The sequence below is a fragment of the uncultured Phenylobacterium sp. genome, from assembly GCF_902826855.1.
Classification (GTDB): Bacteria; Pseudomonadota; Alphaproteobacteria; order Caulobacterales; family Caulobacteraceae; genus Phenylobacterium.
This window is the reverse complement of sequence record NZ_CADEGK010000094.1, coordinates 1-16,744: the sequence shown is the minus strand read 5'-3', so window position 1 is coordinate 16,744 and position 16,744 is coordinate 1. Positions and strand designations below refer to the sequence as shown.

The window sequence follows — 16,744 nt, the reverse complement described above, 5'->3', positions numbered from 1 at the left end:
CCGGGGTCAGGGCGATCGATGAAAGGGGCCGACCGCGAGCGGGGCCCGCCGTCAGTCTTGACGACATCAAGCGCTTTCGCACGCTGGACAGCGTTTGCGCCGGCCATCCTGAATTCAGATTGACCGCCGGCGTGGAGACGACAACCGGGCCCCTGGGCCAGGGGGCGGCCAACAGCGTCGGCATGGCGATGGCGGAGCGCTGGCTGGCGGCGCGCTACAACCGTCCGGGAATTACGGTGTTTGATCACAACGTCTATGCGCTTTGCAGCGACGGCGATCTCATGGAGGGCGTGACAGGCGAGGCTGCCTCGATCGCCGGCCATCTTCGGCTCTCGAACCTCTGCTGGATCTACGACGACAACGGCGTGACGATCGAGGGCTCTACAGAGCTCGCCTTCAGCGAGGCCGTAGGCCAGCGGTTCGCCGGATACGGCTGGGCCGTGCTGGAAGTGCCTGACGCCAACGACTGCGAAGCGCTTTCGGAGGCAGTCGATTGCTTTCTTTCCACCGCGGATCGGCCCACCTTGATCCGGGTGAGGAGCGTCATCGGCTACGGCGCCCCGAACAAGCAAGGGACCGCCAAAGCCCATAGCGATCCGTTGGGCGCCGCGGAGGCCAGGCTGGCCAAGCGGGCCTATGGGTGGCCCGAAGACGCAAGGTTTAAGGTTCCGGAGGGTGTTCGAAGCCACTTCGCCGCCACCCTGGGGGCCCGCGGACAGGCCGCAAGCTCGGCCTGGGCTAAAACGCTCGAAAGCCTGGCAACCGCCCACCCCGACTTGGCCCAAGAGCTTCGCCTCCTTTTGGCGGGGCAGCCGCCGGAAGGCTGGGGCCGGGACATTCCCACGTTCGAGCCGACCGGCAAGGGCCTGGCGACCCGCGACGCGTCCGGCAAGGTCCTGAACGCCATCGGTGCGCGCCTGCCCTGGCTGGTCGGGGGTTCCGCCGATCTGGCGCCGTCCACCAAGACCCGGCTTGAGTTTCCCGGCGCCGGTGACTTCGAGTGGAACACCTACGCCGGTCGCAACCTGCATTTCGGCGTCCGCGAGCACGCCATGGCTGCGATCGCCAACGGCTTGGCGCTCTCGGGCCTGCGCCCCTTTGTCGGGACCTTTCTGATCTTCAGCGACTACATGCGCCCGCCGACCCGGCTGGCCGCCATGATGCGGCTGCCCGTCGTGTTCGCCTTCAGTCACGACTCCATCGGCGTCGGCCAGGACGGTTCGACCCACCAGCCCGTCGAGCAGCTGGCGGCGCTGCGCGCGATTCCGGGGCTGCTGGTGGTGCGCCCCGCCGACGCCAACGAGACGGCCGAAGCCTGGCGGACAATCCTGGCCCGGGCAGGCGGTCCGGCGTGCCTGGTGCTGTCGCGCCAGGCCCTGCCCACCTTGGACCGCTCGAAATACGCCCCCGCCACCGGTCTTGCGCGCGGCGCCTACATTCTGGCCGATACCGAGGGCGAACCGCCGGCGGTCATCCTCATCGCCACCGGAAGCGAGGTGGCAGCGTGTCTGGAGACCCATGAGCGATTGGCGCTCGAAGGCGTGCGCAGCCGGGTCGTGTCGATGCCATCCTGGGAGCTTGTTGAACAACAGGACGCAGACTACCGCGGGAGCGTGCTGCCTCAGAGCGTCACAGCGCGCGTGACGGTGGAAGCCGCCAGCCCCCTCGGCTGGGACCGCTATGCGGGCGCGGACGGCGAGATTCTCGCCATGCGCACCTTCGGGGCCTCCGCGCCTTTTGAGGCGCTGAAGCTGAAGTTCGGCTTTACAGCGGATCACATCTATCAGGCCGCTCGTCGCCAGCTCGCCGCCGCCGCAGGGCTCAGGCACGACAAGGCCGACACATGAGCAATCCCCTCCTGCACCTTGCCGCCGCGGGCCAGTCGGTCTGGCTGGATTATATCCACCGCAGGATTCTCGAGAACGGTGAGCTACAGCGCCTGATCGACAGTGACGGCGTGATGGGCTTGACATCAAATCCCTCGATCTTCGAACAGTCGATCGGCCAAGGGACCGACTACGACGACCGCTTGCGGGGGCTCCTGGACGAAGGTGTAGCGGCCCCGGCGGAACTCTATGAGCGGCTGGCAATCAGCGATGTCCGGACCGCAGCCGATCAGTTGCGCCCCGCTTATGATCGGCAAGCACACCGCGACGGCTATGTAAGCCTTGAGGTCTCGCCTCACCTGGCGATGGACACCGTGGCGACCGTCGCCGAGGCACGAAGACTCTGGCGCACGGTTGATCGGCCCAATCTGATGATCAAAGTCCCCGGAACGGGCCCTGGCGCGGCGGCGGTCCGCCAGTTGATCGGCGAGGGAATCAACATCAACGTCACCTTGCTCTTCGGCATCGAGGCATACTTGGCTGCGGCTGAAGCCCATGTGCAGGGGCTCGAGATTTTGAGGGCCGACGGCGGGAATCTATCCGAGGTTCATGGCGTCGCCAGCTTCTTTATCAGCCGCATCGATACCGAGATCGACGCCTCGATCGATCGCCGGTTGCAGGCCGAGGCCGGGTCAGACGCCGCCGAGCTGACAAGCCTGCGGGGCAAAGTCGCCATCGCCAACGCCAAGATTGCCTACCAGCGCTACCAAGAAATGGTTCACACCGTTCGCTGGCGAGCGCTCGCCGACGCGGGGGCGGCCCCCCAGCGGCTCCTGTGGGCCTCAATCGGCGTCAAGGATCCCGCCTATTCGGACGTTCACTACGTGGAGTCGCTGATCGGACCGGACACCGTCGCCACAATGCCAGCCAAAACGCTGGAGGCGTTCCGCAGTCGCGGCCACGTCAGCCCGAGCCTGACTGAGCGTCTGTCCGAGGCTCGCGATGTGCTGGCCTTGGCCGAACGTCTGGGCCTGGATCTGGATGGGGTCACCGAGGCTCTCGTCGTCAAAGGTGTGCGCCAGTTCACAGACGCCTTCGACAGCCTGGTGGGTGTCCTGGCCGACAAGCGGACCCGGATGCTGGCCGAGGGAGTGCGTAACCTTGGAGTGAAGCCGGCTGACGGCAGACGACCCTCGAGCCTGTAGCCGACGGGAGAACCCCCGCGATCCCGCCATGGGCGACAGGCCGATGTAAGGTTCAGCGACGGACCACGTCTTCCGCGGCAGTGATCGCCCAGGAACCCGCCATGAATACGAAAGTCCGCGTTGCGGTGAACGGCTATGGCGTCATAGGCAAACGTGTCGCCGACGCGATCATGGCTCAAAGCGACATGACGCTCGCGGGCGTGGCCGATATATCGACCGATTGGCGGACGCGCGTCCTCCAGGCCAAGGGCGTGCCGCTGTTCGCGGGTACAGCCGAGGCGCTCCCAGCGCTGCGCGCCGCCGGTATGACGGCGGCTGGCGGGCTGCAAGATTTGTTGAGCAGCGCAGACGTGGTCGTCGACTGCACGCCCAAGCGTGTCGCCGCGACAAGTGTCCCAATCTACCGCGAGCGCGGCCTGAAGTTCATCCTTCACGGAGGCGAGAAGCACGCCATCGCCGGCCACTCCTTCGTGGCCGAGGCGAATTTCGAGACTGCCGTGGGGCGCGATGCGACGCGGGTCGTCTCCTGCAACACCACAGCCACCGTTCGCACCCTGACGGCCCTCAAGCGCGCCGGGCTCCTGCGCCGCGCCCGTGGCACGCTTCTTCGCCGCGCCACCGACCCCTGGGAAAGCCACCTCGGCGGGCTCATGAACACCCTCGCCCCGGAGCCCGAAATACCCAGCCACCAGGGGCCGGACGCGCAGACCGTCGATCCCGAGCTCGATGTCATCACGATGGCGGTCAAGGTGCCCGAAACCGTCGGCCACCTGCACTACTGGTCGGTGCAGATGACCCGTGCGGCCGCCAGGGAAGAGGTGCTCGACGCCTTCAGAACCTCGTCCCGGATCCTGCTGATGCGGGAGGAGTACGGTTTGGAAGCCCTCAATTCTGTCAAGGAATTGATGGCCGATCGGGGCCGGCCCCGGGGCGATCTCTATGAGGTCGCGCTTTGGGCCGACATGCTCAAGGTGCATGGCGACGAGCTCTTCTACGCCTACATGGTAGACAACCAGGCCATTGTGATCCCAGAGACCATCGACGCCATAAGGGCTCTAAGTGGGCGCGAGCCGTCGAGAAATCGCTCGATCGCCGCCACGGACACAGCGATGGGCATCGGTGGCGATGTGTTCGCTCGTCCAGGGCTGCAGCCGTCCCTGGGCATGTCGTGAGGCATGGATCCTCAGACAGGTCGCTGTCCATGACGTTTCGCACCCTCGATCAGGCGGGCGCACTGTCTGCCAAACGCGTTTTGGTGCGCGTGGACTTCAACGTGCCGATGCAGGACGGGCGCATCACCGACGACACGCGTCTGCGCGCGGCGCTTCCGACAATTCGCCTCCTCGCCGAGCGGGGCGCGAAGGTGGCGCTGCTGGCCCACTTCGACCGGCCGAAGGGCAAGCGCGTCCCCACGATGAGTCTTCGCCCGATCGTCGATCCGCTCTCAGGATTGCTTGGACAGACTGTCGCCTTCGCCGATGACTGCGTAGGCGCCGAGGCCAAATCTGCGGTTGACCGGCTCAAGCCCGGCGGCGTCGCTCTGCTGGAGAACGTGCGCTTCCACGCCGGCGAGGAGGCGAACGAGCCGGCCTTCGCGCGCGAACTGGCCGCCAACGGCGACCTCTATGTCAACGACGCCTTCTCGGCCGCCCACCGCGCCCACGCCTCCACAGAGGGGGTCGCACATCTGTTGCCGGCCTATGCCGGTCTGGCGATGCAGCGCGAGCTGGAGCAGCTGGAGCGGGTACTGGGGAAGCCCCGCCGCCCTCTCATGGGGATTGTCGGCGGGGCCAAGATCTCCACCAAGCTCGACCTGCTGAAGACCCTGGTGACCAGGCTCGACCGTCTCGCCATCGGCGGCGGCCTGGCCAACACCTTCCTCTTGGCGCAGGGATGGGCGATCGGCGCGAGTCACGCGGAGAAGGCCATGGCCCAGACCGCCCGCGAGATTGAACACATCGCCAAACGGAACCACTGTGAACTCCTGCTGCCCACGGACGTCTTGGTGGCCACAAGCCTGGAGCCCGGCGCCCCCACCTTCGTTCGTCGCCATGGCGAAGTGCGAGATGACGAGCGTATCCTCGATGCCGGGCCGGAAACGCTGGCGACGTTGATCCGCACCTTGAACAACACCGAAACCCTCATCTGGAACGGACCGCTCGGCGTCTTCGAAACGCCGCCCTTTGATCGCGGAACGGTTGGGACGGCCAAGGCGGCGGCCGCTCTGACGCGTGAAGCCAAGCTTCTCTCCGTAGCCGGCGGCGGAGATACCGTAGCGGCGCTCAATGCGGCCGGCGTGGCTGGCGACTTCACCTTCGTCTCCGCCGCCGGCGGCGCGTTCCTGGAATGGATGGCCGGCAAGATACTTCCAGGCGTGGCGGCGCTTGAACCGACCGAAGTGAAGGTGACCGGGTAGCGTTTCCCAGTACCCACGGGAGGGCCTGTAAGTTCTCAGGTCGCCGCGCGTCATAATAGCGCCGGCCCAGCGCCGCGGCCACCAGAGCAGTTTGAGGCCCTCATGCAGCTAGGAATCGTTGGTCTGGGCCGCATGGGGGGGAACATCGCCAGACGCCTGCTCGCCGATGGCCACAGGTGCGTGGTCTATGACCTCGACCGCCGCGCCATCGACGCGTTAACCTCCCAGGGCGCCGCGGCCGCGGAGAGCCTGGTCGATCTGGTTCATCAGATGGCGCCGCCGCGACACGTCTGGGTCATGTTGCCGGCTGGGGTCCCGACGGAGGACGCGATCGGCGCCTTGGCGGCGGCGATGGCGCGCGGCGACACCGTGATAGACGGCGGGAACACCTACTACCGTGACGACGTCCGTCGGGCGAAGGCCTTGAAGGCTAAGGGCCTGGGCTACCTGGATGTCGGGACTTCGGGGGGAGTCTGGGGCCTGGCGCGCGGCTACTGCCTGATGGTCGGTGGCGACCGCGAGGCGGTGGACAGGATCGATCCGATCCTGCGGTCGCTTGCGCCAGGGATCGGAACGATACCAATCACCCCGCGCGCCGATGATGCGGATCCCCGGGCCGAGCGCGGCTACATCCACGCAGGACCGGTTGGCGCCGGCCACTTCGTGAAGATGGTGCACAACGGTATCGAATACGGTCTTATGCAGGCCTATGCCGAAGGCTTTGATATTCTCCGAGGCAAGGGGTCCCCCGCCCTGCCCCCGGAGGAACGATATGATTTGAACCTTGCAGATATCGCCGAAGTCTGGCGGCGAGGCAGCGTCATCCCGTCCTGGCTTCTGGACCTCGCCGCTCAGGCCCTCGCGGCTGACCCGAACCTTGAAGGCTTCTCCGGAAGCGTGGCGGACAGCGGTGAAGCCCGTTGGGTTGTCGAGGCCGCGATCGAGGAAGCGGTCCCGGCCGACGTGTTGGCCACAGCCCTGTTCGCCCGCTTTCGCTCCCGAGAGCAGCACACCTTCGGCGAAAAGCTGCTGTCGGCGATGCGCTTCGCGTTCGGCGGCCATGTCGAACCCGGCGCACGAGACTGAGGGACGTGATCGCGCGATACGAGAGCCAGCCACAAGCTTTCCGAGGGACGGGTGCGTCATGAATCGTGCCCAGAGCGCCAGTCAGGCGGACCTGGAAGCGCTGCAGCGAGAGACCTTCGACTATTTTCTCAAGGAGGTGAACCCGGCCAACGGATTGATCCTCGACAAGACTGCGGAGAACTGGCCGGCCAGCATCGCCGCGACGGGGTTGGCGCTGGCGTCTTATCCGGTGGGCGTCGAGCGGGGCTTCATGACGCGAAAGCTCGCGACGGAGCGCACCCTGACCACTTTGCGGTTCTTCTGGAACAGCCCGCAGGGACCGGAGGCGGACTCCACCGGCTACCGCGGCTTCTACTATCATTTTCTCGACATGCAGACCGGCCGGCGCGCCTGGGCATGCGAGCTTTCCACGATCGATAGCGCCTTCCTGCTGGCTGGGGCCCTGACGGCCCGAGCCTATTTTACCGGCGCGTCGCCCGACGAAGGTGAAATTCGCGACCTGGCCGACGCGCTCTATCTTCGGGCGGACTGGGCGTGGGCGCAGAACGGCGGTCGAACGGTCACGCACGGCTGGCGGCCCGAAAGTGGGTTCATCGCGTATCGGTGGGAAGGTTATGACGAAGCGCTGCTGCTCTATGTTCTAGGGCTGGCCTCACCAACTCACCCCCTGCCGAGGGACAGCTATGACGCCTGGTTGTCGACCTATCGCTGGGAGCAGTGTTACGGCTACGACTACGTCTATTCAGGATCGCTATTCACGCATCAACTCTCCCACGTCTGGATCGATTTTCGGGGCATCCAGGACGCGTTCATGCGGGACAAGGGCATCGACTATTTCGAGAACAGTCGTCGCGCCACCTACGTGCAGCAACGTTATGCGATCGAAAATCCGCGCAAATTTGTCGACTACGGAGAGCATTGCTGGGGGCTAACCGCCAGCGAAGGACCCGGGCCCGCAACGCTCAAGCTGGACGGCGTCGAGCGCAGCTTCTTCGACTACCTGGGACGAGGCGTTCCCTACGGACCCGACGATGGCACGCTGGCGCCCTGGGCCATCGTCGCCTCCCTGCCCTTCGCCCCTGAGATTGTTCTGCCCTCCATCGGCTTCTGCATTCATCAGGCCAAGCTGAAGGAAGCGCGCGCCTACGGCTTCAAAGCGTCGTTCAATCCAACTCACCCCGGAGAACCTGGAAACCCCTTCGGCTGGTGGGTTTCGCCGTGGCACTTTGGCCTGAACAAAGGCCCGATCGTGCTCATGATCGAGAACTACAACAGCGGCATGCTGTGGGAATTGATGCGCGGCTGTTCCTACATCCGCGAGGGTTTGCTGAAGGCGGGTTTTACCGGCGGCTGGTTGGCCGAAAACGGCGATCCGAACGATTTGCCGCGCGATGCGTGACGGCTTTGTCAGCCGGGGGGCTCGGTGCGCTCGAAGACCCCGCCGATAAGTTCTCCGGCTTCGCGCTGAATTTCCTGCAAGTGCGTCCCGCTGACGAAACTCTCCGCGTAGATCTTGTAGACGTCCTCCGTTCCGGAAGGGCGCGCCGCAAACCAGCCATTGCGGGTCCGAACTCGAATGCCGCCGAGCGGCGCCCCGCCGGGGGCGGCGCTTTCTACCGCAAGCAGCGGCTCGCCCGCCAACCGCGCGATCGTGACCTGGTCGGGTTGAAGCTTCCCCAGGATGGCCTTTTGGTCGCGCGTCGCGGGCGCGTCCGTGCGCTCGTAGAAGGACGCGCCCAGCTCTTGTGTCAGGCCGCCATAGAGCTCGCTCGGGCTGCGTCCCGACGATGCGGTGATTTCCGCGGCCAGGAGGCCGAGCAGGAGCCCATCCTTCTCCGTCGTCCAGACAGTGCCGTCCCGCCGCAGAAACGAGGCGCCGGCGCTTTCTTCCCCGGCAAAGCCGATCGCGCCGCTGCCCAGGCCATCGACAAACCAGCGAAAGCCGACGGGTGTCTCGATCACCGGTCGCCCCACTTTGAGCGCAAGCCGATCGAGCATCGCGCTGGTCACCATGGTCTTGCCCACAGCGCAGGTCCGCGGCCAGGCGGTGCGCGCACCGAACAGGTAGGAGATCGCCGCCGCCAGATAGTGGTTGGGGTTCATCAGCCCCTGCGACGGGGTCACGATCCCATGGCGATCCGCGTCGGTGTCATTGCCGAACGCGATATCGAATTCCGCGCTCAACCCGACCAGTCGCGCCATGGCGTAGGGCGACGAGCAGTCCATCCGGATCTGACCGTCCCAATCGGCGGTCATGAATCCAAAGGTCGGATCGACCACTTCACTGACCAATGTCGCGTTCAGACGGTATCGGTCGATGATCGGCGCCCAGTAGCGCACGGCGGCGCCGCCAAGCGGGTCGATCCCGATCTTGACCCCAGAGGCCGCGATCGCCGCCATGTCCAGAACGTTCTCAAGATCTGCGACATAGGGCGAGATGTAGTCGTAGCGGCGAACCTCGGCCGACGCTCGGGCGCGTTCGTAGGGGACCCGGCGGACACCCGCCAGACCCGCTTTGATGAATGCATTGGCGATATGTTCGACCGCCGAGGTCGTATCGGTGTCAGCGGGCCCCCCGTGCGGTGGGTTGTATTTGATGCCGCCGTCGGCCGGGGGATTGTGCGACGGGGTGATGACCACCCCGTCGGCCAGACCGCGCGTTCGGTCGCGATTGAAGCTCAGGATCGCATGCGAGATCACTGGGGTCGGCGTGTAGCCGCCGTGGGCGTCGATCATGGTTGTAACGCCGTTGGCGACGAACACCTCGAGCGCCGTCTTGAAGGCCGGTGCTGAGAGGGCATGGGTGTCGATGCCCACGAACAGGGGTCCATCGACCCCGCGCGCCTTGCGATCCAGGCAGATCGCCTGAGCGATCGCCAGGATGTGCGCTTCGTTGAACGCGGTGTCGAAGGCCGAGCCGCGATGGCCCGACGTGCCAAAGCTGACGCGCTGCGCGGGCTGAGCCGGATCGGGCCTGCCAGCATAGTAAGCGCCCAGGAGCTGGCCGACATCCAGCAGCGACGCGGGATCAACGGGCTTGCCTGCGCGTGGATCAACATTCCCCGTCATTGGCTTCCGCCTCTATTTTGGCTGCCGCCAGGTCTTCCGGCCCCGGCGCAGTCGAAGGAGTCTGCCCGTTCCCCTAGCGTGTGACGTGCCGGATGCGGGTCGATCGCGGTCGGGGTCTCGCGTTGCTCGTATCGATCAGCCCAGTCGGACCAGAAGGCGATGAACCGCGCCATCGTCTGCCAGCGGGATTGAGAGCGGCCTCGTCGTGATCGCCGCACCATCGAGGTTGGCAGCCGCGACGCCGCGCCGCGCGCCGTTCGGATTCTCGACCACGATCTCGTACCGCGATGCGCCATGCCGCAGCGTGACCTCGAAGCGGGGCCACGAGGCCGGGATGCAAGGATCGATATGCAGCAAGCCCCCTTCGATGCGAACTCCGAGGATGCTCTCGACGCCGGCGCGCTGCATCCAGCCCGCCGAGCCCGTGTACCAGGTCCAGCCACCGCGCCCGACGTGGCCTGCGGCGGCGTAGACATCGGCGGCCACCACATAGGGCTCCACCTTGTAGCGGTGCATGTCGGTCCGCGTGCGGGCGTGGTTGATGGGGTTGAGCAGTCCGAACAGGGCGGCGGCCTTGTCCCCCTCACCCAGGCGCGCAAAGGCCATCACGCTCCACAAGGCGGCGTGGGTGTACTGCCCGCCGTTTTCGCGGAGGCCCGGCGGGTAGCCCTTGATATAGCCAGGGTCGGGGGTGGATCGATCGAAGGGTGGCGTAAACAGCAGCGCCAGTCTGTCGTGGGGCAGGACCAGTTCGCGATCGACGGCATCCATCGCCTGCGCGGCGCGATCTGGGCGCGCGGCGCCGGACAACACCGCCCAGGACTGGGCGATGGAGTCGATGCGGCACTCCTCATTGGTCGCCGAGCCAAGCGGGGAGCCATCGTCGAACCAGCCTCGCCGATACCAGTGACCGTCCCAGGCCTCGCGTTCGAGGGCATCGCGCAGCGCCTTGGCGTGCGCCTTCCACTTCGCGACCCGCGCCCGATCGCCACGGCCCTCAGCGACGTCCGCGAAGTCGCCCAGGGCGGCATAGAGCAGCCACCCGAGCCAGACGCTCTCACCCCTGCCGCCCTCGCCGACGCGGTTCATCCCATCGTTCCAATCGCCCCCTCCGATCAGCGGCAGTCCATGGCTTCCGACCGCCAGGCTGGCGTCCAGGGCGCGGGCGCAATGCTCGTAGAGGCTGCCCACTTCATCGCTCGCCGTCGGCAGGAAGAAGCTGTCGCCCTCGCCCGGCCCGAGCGCAGGCCCGGCCAGGAAGGGGGTCACTTCATCGAGTATGGCGCCGTCGCCGGTCACCCTGACGTAGTGCGCCGCCGCATAAGCAAGCCAGGCCCTATCGTCCGAGATCCGCGTTCGAACGCCCTGGCCCGAATGCGGCAGCCACCAATGTTGGACGTCTCCCTCCGCGAACTGCCGGCCCGCGGCTCTCAGAAGGTGCTCTCGCGTGATCGATGGCTTCACCGTGGCCAGGGCCATGCAGTCCTGCAGCTGGTCCCGGAAGCCGTAGGCGCCGCTGGCCTGATAGAACCCCGACCGGGCCCAGACGCGACAAACGAGTGTCTGATAGGTCAGCCAGCCGTTGAGCATGATGTCCATCGAGCGGTCGGGGGTCTTCACCTGAACCGTGCCGACGATGTCGCTCCAGAAGTCCCGGACATTCGACAGCACCACGTCAGGATCGGCCTTGCGACAGCGGGCGATCAGCGCCAGCGCCTCGGCTTCATCCGCGGCGTCTCCCAGGAAGAAGCTGATCTCGGCGACACCGTTCGGGGCAATCTCCACCGTGGTCTGCAAGGCGGCGCAAGGGTCGAGGCCGGAGCCAACCCGCCCCGACAGTTCAGCGCCGTTCACCAGGGCCGCCGGCCACGCGAGCCCGCCATTTCGGCCGATGAACTCGCGGCGATCTCCCGTCCACCGGGTTTGCCGCCCCGCGAGATCGGCGAAGGCCACTCGAGCGCCGAACGCCGGATTCCAGGGGTTACTCGCAAGCATGGCCCCGCTGCCCGGATCGAGACGCGTCGTCACAAACGGCGCGCCTGCCGAGCGTGAGGCGCCGAGGACCCACTCGACGTAGGCCGTCACCGACACGCGCCTGACGCGGCCTGAGAGGTTGCGCAGCTTCAGCCGCGAGATTTTCACCGGATCGGCGAGGGGCACGTACTCCAGGAGCTCGGCGGCGATGCCGTGCGAGGTGTGTTCGAACCGGCTGTACCCCCACCCATGCCGCGCAACGTAGGTCGCGGCCTCATCCCTGATCGGCAGCGCTGTCGGGCTCCACAGATCCCCCGTCTCCTCGTCCCTCAGATAGAAGGCCTGGCCGGGCCGGTCGGTGACCGGGTCGTTGCACCAAGGCGTCAGCTGATGCTCGCGGCTGTTCACCGACCAGGCGTAGCCCCCGCCCTCCGCCGAGACCTGAAAGCCAAAGCCGGGATTGGCGATGACGTTGATCCACGGGGCGGGGGTCGACTGCCCCGGTCCCAGCGTCGTCACATACTCCCGGCCATCCCCGGCGAAGCCGCCAAGCCCGTTAAAGAACTCTATGCCCGGCGCCGGGCGCGGCACCTGAAGCTCGGATGGGGCGGCGGGACGCTTTGGAGGCACCCGGCGCGCCGGTGCGGCTTCGGGTGCGCGCTCAAGCTGGTCGACCAGCCTCCCGCGGTTACCCACGAGCACGACGCGCGCCACCGACCCAAGGAGGGCCTGCGCCTCGGGTGAGATCAGGTCGGCCCGCAGCATGAACGTGTGTCCGGGCGGCCGCTCGTCGCTGATCTGCGGCCGGGACTGGCTGGCCCGCACGAGGGTCTCAAGCGCAATCTGCAATTCCTGCACATAGGAGGACGCGCGCTCGTTGAGGATCACCAGATCCACCGCAAGCCGCCTTATGCGCCAGTACTCCGCCGCCTGAAGCGCTTCTTTCACCACGCCGAGCTGATCGACGTCATCGATGCGGACGAGGATGATCGGTAGATCGCCGGAAATGCCGAGAGACCACAGACCGGGCTGGCCGCCACTACCAGCAGAGATGACCTCGGACGGCGGCCGCAGGCTTGGCGCGGCGTAGATCATATGGCCGGCAAGGCGCTGATACTGACCCGCCTCACTCCGATCTATACCGAGATGGTGCAATTGGACCTGAGCCTGGGTCCAGGCCAGCACGCCGGCCCGCTGAAAGGCGCCGATGTCATGGTGCTTGTCGACCAGGTCCAACACCGCCTCGCGGGTCGCGGCGACCATCGTCCAGAAATCGATGCGAGCCGAAGCCCCGGGTGCAATCCGAACGCGCCGGCGCAGTGCGAAGATAGGGTCCAGCACTGGCCCGGTTGCGCCCAAGAGGGGCCGACCGCTCAGCACCGCGCCCGGCGCGCGGATGTTGCCGCCGCGGCCGAGGAACCGAGCGCGGTCCGTCTCGAACTCGCGCTTGCCGACGGCCTCGCCATCGACAACCGCCAGGTGCGCGGCCCAGACCTCAGGCTCGGTTGCAGCCCGCCGCCGCCGCCGGGCGAGGATGGCGCCGAGCCTGGCGAGGTGCTCGGTCTCGATGAACAGCTTCGAGAAGGCGGGATGGGCTACGTCGGACCCCTGAGGCGCCAGGACGAGTTCCGCGTAGGACGTCAACTCGACCTCCCGGACGCGGCCGCTGAGGTTCGAGACCGTCACCCTGCGCACTTCCGCGTCGTCTTCGGCGGACACGAGGATCTGGAGCGAGGTCGTGAAGGCGCCGTCTCGGCGTACGAACTCGGCGCGATCCTCGTTGAACGTGACCTCGGAGGCCGCGGGCTCGCTCCCGATCGACTGATAGGCCGCCGTCCAAACCTCCCCGCTGGCGACGTCCTTCAGATAGACATAGGAGCCCCAGTCGTCGCTGGTGGCGTCCTCCCGCCAGCGGGTGACAGCCAGATCGCCCCAGGCGCTGTAACCCGACCCGGCGGCCGTAAGCATCACCGCGTAGCGGCCGTTCGACAGGAGTTGCGTGGCAGGGGTCGCGCGATGCGGGCTCGTGTTTCGCCAGGCGGCGGGTCCTTGGGTCTCGCGAACCTTCGCGGCAGAGGTCGTCTCCGAAACCAGGGGCGGCGCGGCCGTGACCTCCCGGGGCCCGCGCTCCTGCAGGAGGAGTTCCGTGGCCTGCACAATGGGCTCCGCGTGAAAGCGCCGGCGCATCAGGCCATTGAGGAGGGTATCGGCGATCGCGGCGATCGTCATGCCTTGATGGTGCGCCATGAAGGCGCGCACCACGGCGACCTGCTCGCCGTCCGGCACCCGGGCCGCGGTGAAGTCCAGCGCCTCGTAGAATCCACAGCGACCTCGCCCACCGAGAGCTTCAAGGGCCTCGAAATTGCGGGCGGCGGCGCCTGGATCGACCATGCCCGCAAGGGCGGTGGCATAGGGCGCGACCACTGTGCTGTCGGCCAGCCCACGCTTCAGGCCAAGGCCCGGCACGCCAAAGTTTGAATACTGATAGGTGAGGTCCCGGTCGCGCACATTGTAGGCGGATTCCGAAACGCCCCACGGCGTGCGCCGCGTCGCTGCGTATTCGATCTGTCGCCTGACGATGAGCCGGTTGGTCTGCTCCATGAGGCTATCGGCGGGCGCGCACATGACGATCGACGGCATCAGATACTCGAACATTGATCCCGACCAGGAGATCAGCGCCGCGCCGTTGCCCACCGGGGTGACGGCGCGTCCGAGGCGGAACCAGTGGCGCGCAGGCGCGTCCCCTTTGGCGATGGCCAGGAAGCTGGCCAGCCGGGCTTCGGACGCCAGTAGATCATAGCAGCTAGGATCAAGTGCGCCCTCGGACGGTTGATAGCCGATGGACAGCAGGAGGCGGTCGGGGTTGATCAGAAATCCGAACTCCATCTCCATCGCCATCGACCGCGCCGTTCCCTCGAGCTGCTGGAGTCTAGTCGCCAGCAGGCCTGCGGCCTGCGCGCCGCGATCACGCCAATGGCTCTCCAAACATGCGACGACAGCGTCCGCCCAGAACTGCAGATCGGCTCCGGCTTGGTCGTGTTCCTCGAGGACGATATCGCGCACCGCGTCCGCGAGGATCGCGGCCTGTAGCGAGAGCTCCGCGAGGCGCCGCTCGGCTTCGTCGCCGTCTACGGCGGCGCTCAGCAGGTCGGTCGCCAGACGCTCGATCTCTTCATCCAGCCGCCGCCACGATACGGCGGCGGACTTGCGCAGCTCGCGCAATCGACGCGCCTCGTCCCGGACCAGTTCCAGAGCGTCCGCGACACCTTCGAGCTGCGGCTGCTCGGTCAAGGTCTGGTCTCGCCACTCGCGACAGGCGTTGGCCAGAGCGATCAGGTGTCCCGCGAGATTGCCGCTGTCCACCGATGAGACGTATTGCGGCTCGAGCGGACGAAGGTCGCGCGTGTCGTACCAGTTGTACAGGTGGCCGCGATGCTTCGGCATGCGTACCATGGTGGCTAGCGTCGCTTCCAGGCGGTCCGCCGCCTCGACGGTTCCTATCCAGCCGAAATCCCGGGCGGTGGCGACGGACAATAGATAGAGGCCGATGTTGGTCGGGGAGGTCCTGTGAGCCACCACCGGCCCTGGCGTTTCCTGAAAGTTGTCCGGCGGCAGGGCGTTGTCGGCGGGCGTGACGAAAGCCTCGAAGTAGCGCCACGTCCGTCGGGCGATCAGCCGCAGCGCTCGGGCGTCGGCTTCGGGCAACGGACGATGGCCTGCGACCCCGGGCGAGAGGCTTGCCCAAAAGGCTAGGGCAGGAGAGGCAAACCAAGCGAGGGCGAAGACTGAGGCCAGAGGCCACGTACCGTGGCCCCAGAGCAAGGCTACACCGATGGCTGCGACACCGATGACCAGCGCGCCACCCATCCGCCGGTAGGAGCCTCGCAGGCCTGGATTGGAACCGGATGCCGCCTGGGCCGCCGGAACCCACTCTAGCAGGTGGCGTCGAGTCAGGTTGAGGCGGACCAGAGTGCGGACGATGGCGTCGGTCATCAGCCAGGCCTGGTCTGCAAGGAAGACGATCATCAGGCCCAGCTGGGTAAGCGCGAGACGCAGGTCCCCGCCGAGGGCGCCAAGGCGGCTTCGCAGGGCCACGCCGGGCCTGCGCGGGGCTAGGCCCGCGATCACGGGAATCAGCGGCGGGACGGCCATCGTCGACAGGATGAAGATCGTCCAGGCGACGGCGCCTTGGATGGGGAGGGCCCACCCGGCGACGAGGGCGACCACGATCGAGGGCGCAGAAACGGACCGTCGAACATTGTCGAGCATCTTCCAGCGGCCGATCGCTGGAACACCCCCCCGTCGCCGGGCGCCTTTCGCGCCTCGCCCGACGATCCACGGCAGAAGCTGCCAGTCCCCCCGCGCCCAGCGATGGTGACGACCCGCGGCGACATCGTAACGGGCTGGGAACTCTTCAACGACCTCCACGTCCGAGGCCAGGCCGGCGCGGGCGAAAATCCCCTCGAACAGGTCGTGGCTGAGCAGGGTGGAGTCCGGCACGCGGCCGTCGAGCGCCGCTTGAAAGGCGTCGACATCGTAGATGCCCTTGCCCGTGTACGAGCCTTCGCCAAACAGGTCCTGGTAGACGTCGGAAACTGCGGCGGCATAGGGGTCGATGCCCCAGGCGCTGGAGAAAACCCTCAGGAACAGCGAGCCCTCGCGCCCCACCGGAAGCGCCGGCGTGACCCGCGGCTGCAGGATGGCGTAGCCTTCGACAACCCGCCCCCGCTTGGCGTCGAAGCGCGGTCGATTGAGGGTATGAGCCATCTTTCCGATGAGCCGGGCGACGGTCTCGCGCGGAAGGCGCGTGTCGGAGTCCAGCGTGATCACGAAGCGGATGTGCGGCGGCGGCGTAGGCGGCGATTGAAATGTGGTGTCCTGAGCCCCTCGGAGGAGACGATTGAGCTCCGAGAGCTTTCCCCGCTTGCGCTCCCAACCGATCCAGCGGCCCTCGCCCGGGTTCCAGACGCGCCGGCGATGCAGGAGCAGGAACCGATCGCCGCTTGCCGTCGGGCCGTAGCGCCGGTTCAGCCCGGCGACGCCTTCCATGGCCGCCGCCAGGAGGTCTTCGTCGCCGACAGCCTGTTCTGTCGCCGCATCGGCCCAGTCCGACAGCAGCGCGAAATGGAGTTGGCCCGCGGGGCTTGACAGCTACTGGATCTCCAGGC

8 protein-coding genes are annotated in these 16,744 nt (G+C 66.8%); 6 read left to right on the top strand and 2 right to left on the bottom strand.

What is annotated here, in order from left to right; genetic code table 11:
- The first annotated feature begins 14 nt into the window (after positions 1-14).
- The 6 genes from QZV94_RS13850 (at position 15) to QZV94_RS13825 (ending at position 7,932) form a co-directional block, all read left to right on the top strand.
- Entirely contained in the window at positions 15-1,847 is a 1,833-nt protein-coding gene (locus tag QZV94_RS13850) for a transketolase (RefSeq protein WP_293678496.1), read from the top strand.
- Complete coding sequence (gene tal / locus QZV94_RS13845; protein ID WP_293678494.1) at positions 1,844-3,031, top strand: transaldolase; 1,188 nt, start codon at positions 1,844-1,846, stop codon at positions 3,029-3,031. The genes QZV94_RS13850 and tal overlap by 4 nt, the downstream gene beginning before the upstream one ends.
- Before the next feature lie 101 nt (positions 3,032-3,132).
- Positions 3,133-4,203 carry a type II glyceraldehyde-3-phosphate dehydrogenase gene (locus QZV94_RS13840; protein ID WP_293678493.1) on the top strand — a complete coding sequence of 357 codons (1,071 nt, stop codon included), beginning with the start codon at positions 3,133-3,135 and terminating at the stop codon, positions 4,201-4,203.
- Positions 4,204-4,232: 29 nt separating this feature from the next.
- A complete protein-coding gene (gene pgk, locus QZV94_RS13835) occupies positions 4,233-5,447 on the top strand; it encodes a phosphoglycerate kinase (protein WP_293678492.1) in 1,215 nt (404 codons plus the stop codon).
- A 102-nt stretch (positions 5,448-5,549) separates the two neighbouring features.
- A complete protein-coding gene (gene gnd / locus QZV94_RS13830; RefSeq protein WP_293678491.1) occupies positions 5,550-6,533 on the top strand; it encodes a phosphogluconate dehydrogenase (NAD(+)-dependent, decarboxylating) in 984 nt (327 codons plus the stop codon).
- Positions 6,534-6,591: 58 nt separating this feature from the next.
- On the top strand, positions 6,592-7,932 hold the full coding sequence (locus tag QZV94_RS13825; RefSeq protein ID WP_293678490.1) for a glucoamylase family protein: 1,341 nt from the start codon (positions 6,592-6,594) through the stop codon (positions 7,930-7,932).
- A gap of 8 nt (positions 7,933-7,940) precedes the next feature.
- Here the strand turns inward: QZV94_RS13825 and pgm are convergent, their stop codons facing one another.
- Together pgm and QZV94_RS13815 are read right to left on the bottom strand one after the other, a co-directional pair.
- Positions 7,941-9,602 (bottom strand): phosphoglucomutase (alpha-D-glucose-1,6-bisphosphate-dependent), encoded by a 1,662-nt coding sequence (gene pgm / locus QZV94_RS13820; protein ID WP_293678489.1) that lies wholly within the window; start codon positions 9,600-9,602, stop codon positions 7,941-7,943.
- 135 nt (positions 9,603-9,737) lie between these two features.
- Complete coding sequence (locus QZV94_RS13815; RefSeq protein WP_293678488.1) at positions 9,738-16,625, bottom strand: glucoamylase family protein; 6,888 nt, start codon at positions 16,623-16,625, stop codon at positions 9,738-9,740.
- Between the last annotated feature and the right edge of the window lie 119 nt (positions 16,626-16,744).

Coding starts and splice junctions, on each gene's coding strand:
- QZV94_RS13825 (WP_293678490.1), top strand. CDS start 6,592: ATGAATCGTGCCCAGAGCGCCAGTCAGGCGGACCTGGAAGCGCTGCAG.
- pgk (WP_293678492.1), top strand. CDS start 4,233: ATGACGTTTCGCACCCTCGATCAGGCGGGCGCACTGTCTGCCAAACGC.
- tal (WP_293678494.1), top strand. CDS start 1,844: ATGAGCAATCCCCTCCTGCACCTTGCCGCCGCGGGCCAGTCGGTCTGG.
- QZV94_RS13815 (WP_293678488.1), bottom strand. CDS start 16,625: ATGGAAGGCGTCGCCGGGCTGAACCGGCGCTACGGCCCGACGGCAAGC.
- QZV94_RS13840 (WP_293678493.1), top strand. CDS start 3,133: ATGAATACGAAAGTCCGCGTTGCGGTGAACGGCTATGGCGTCATAGGC.
- gnd (WP_293678491.1), top strand. CDS start 5,550: ATGCAGCTAGGAATCGTTGGTCTGGGCCGCATGGGGGGGAACATCGCC.
- pgm (WP_293678489.1), bottom strand. CDS start 9,602: ATGACGGGGAATGTTGATCCACGCGCAGGCAAGCCCGTTGATCCCGCG.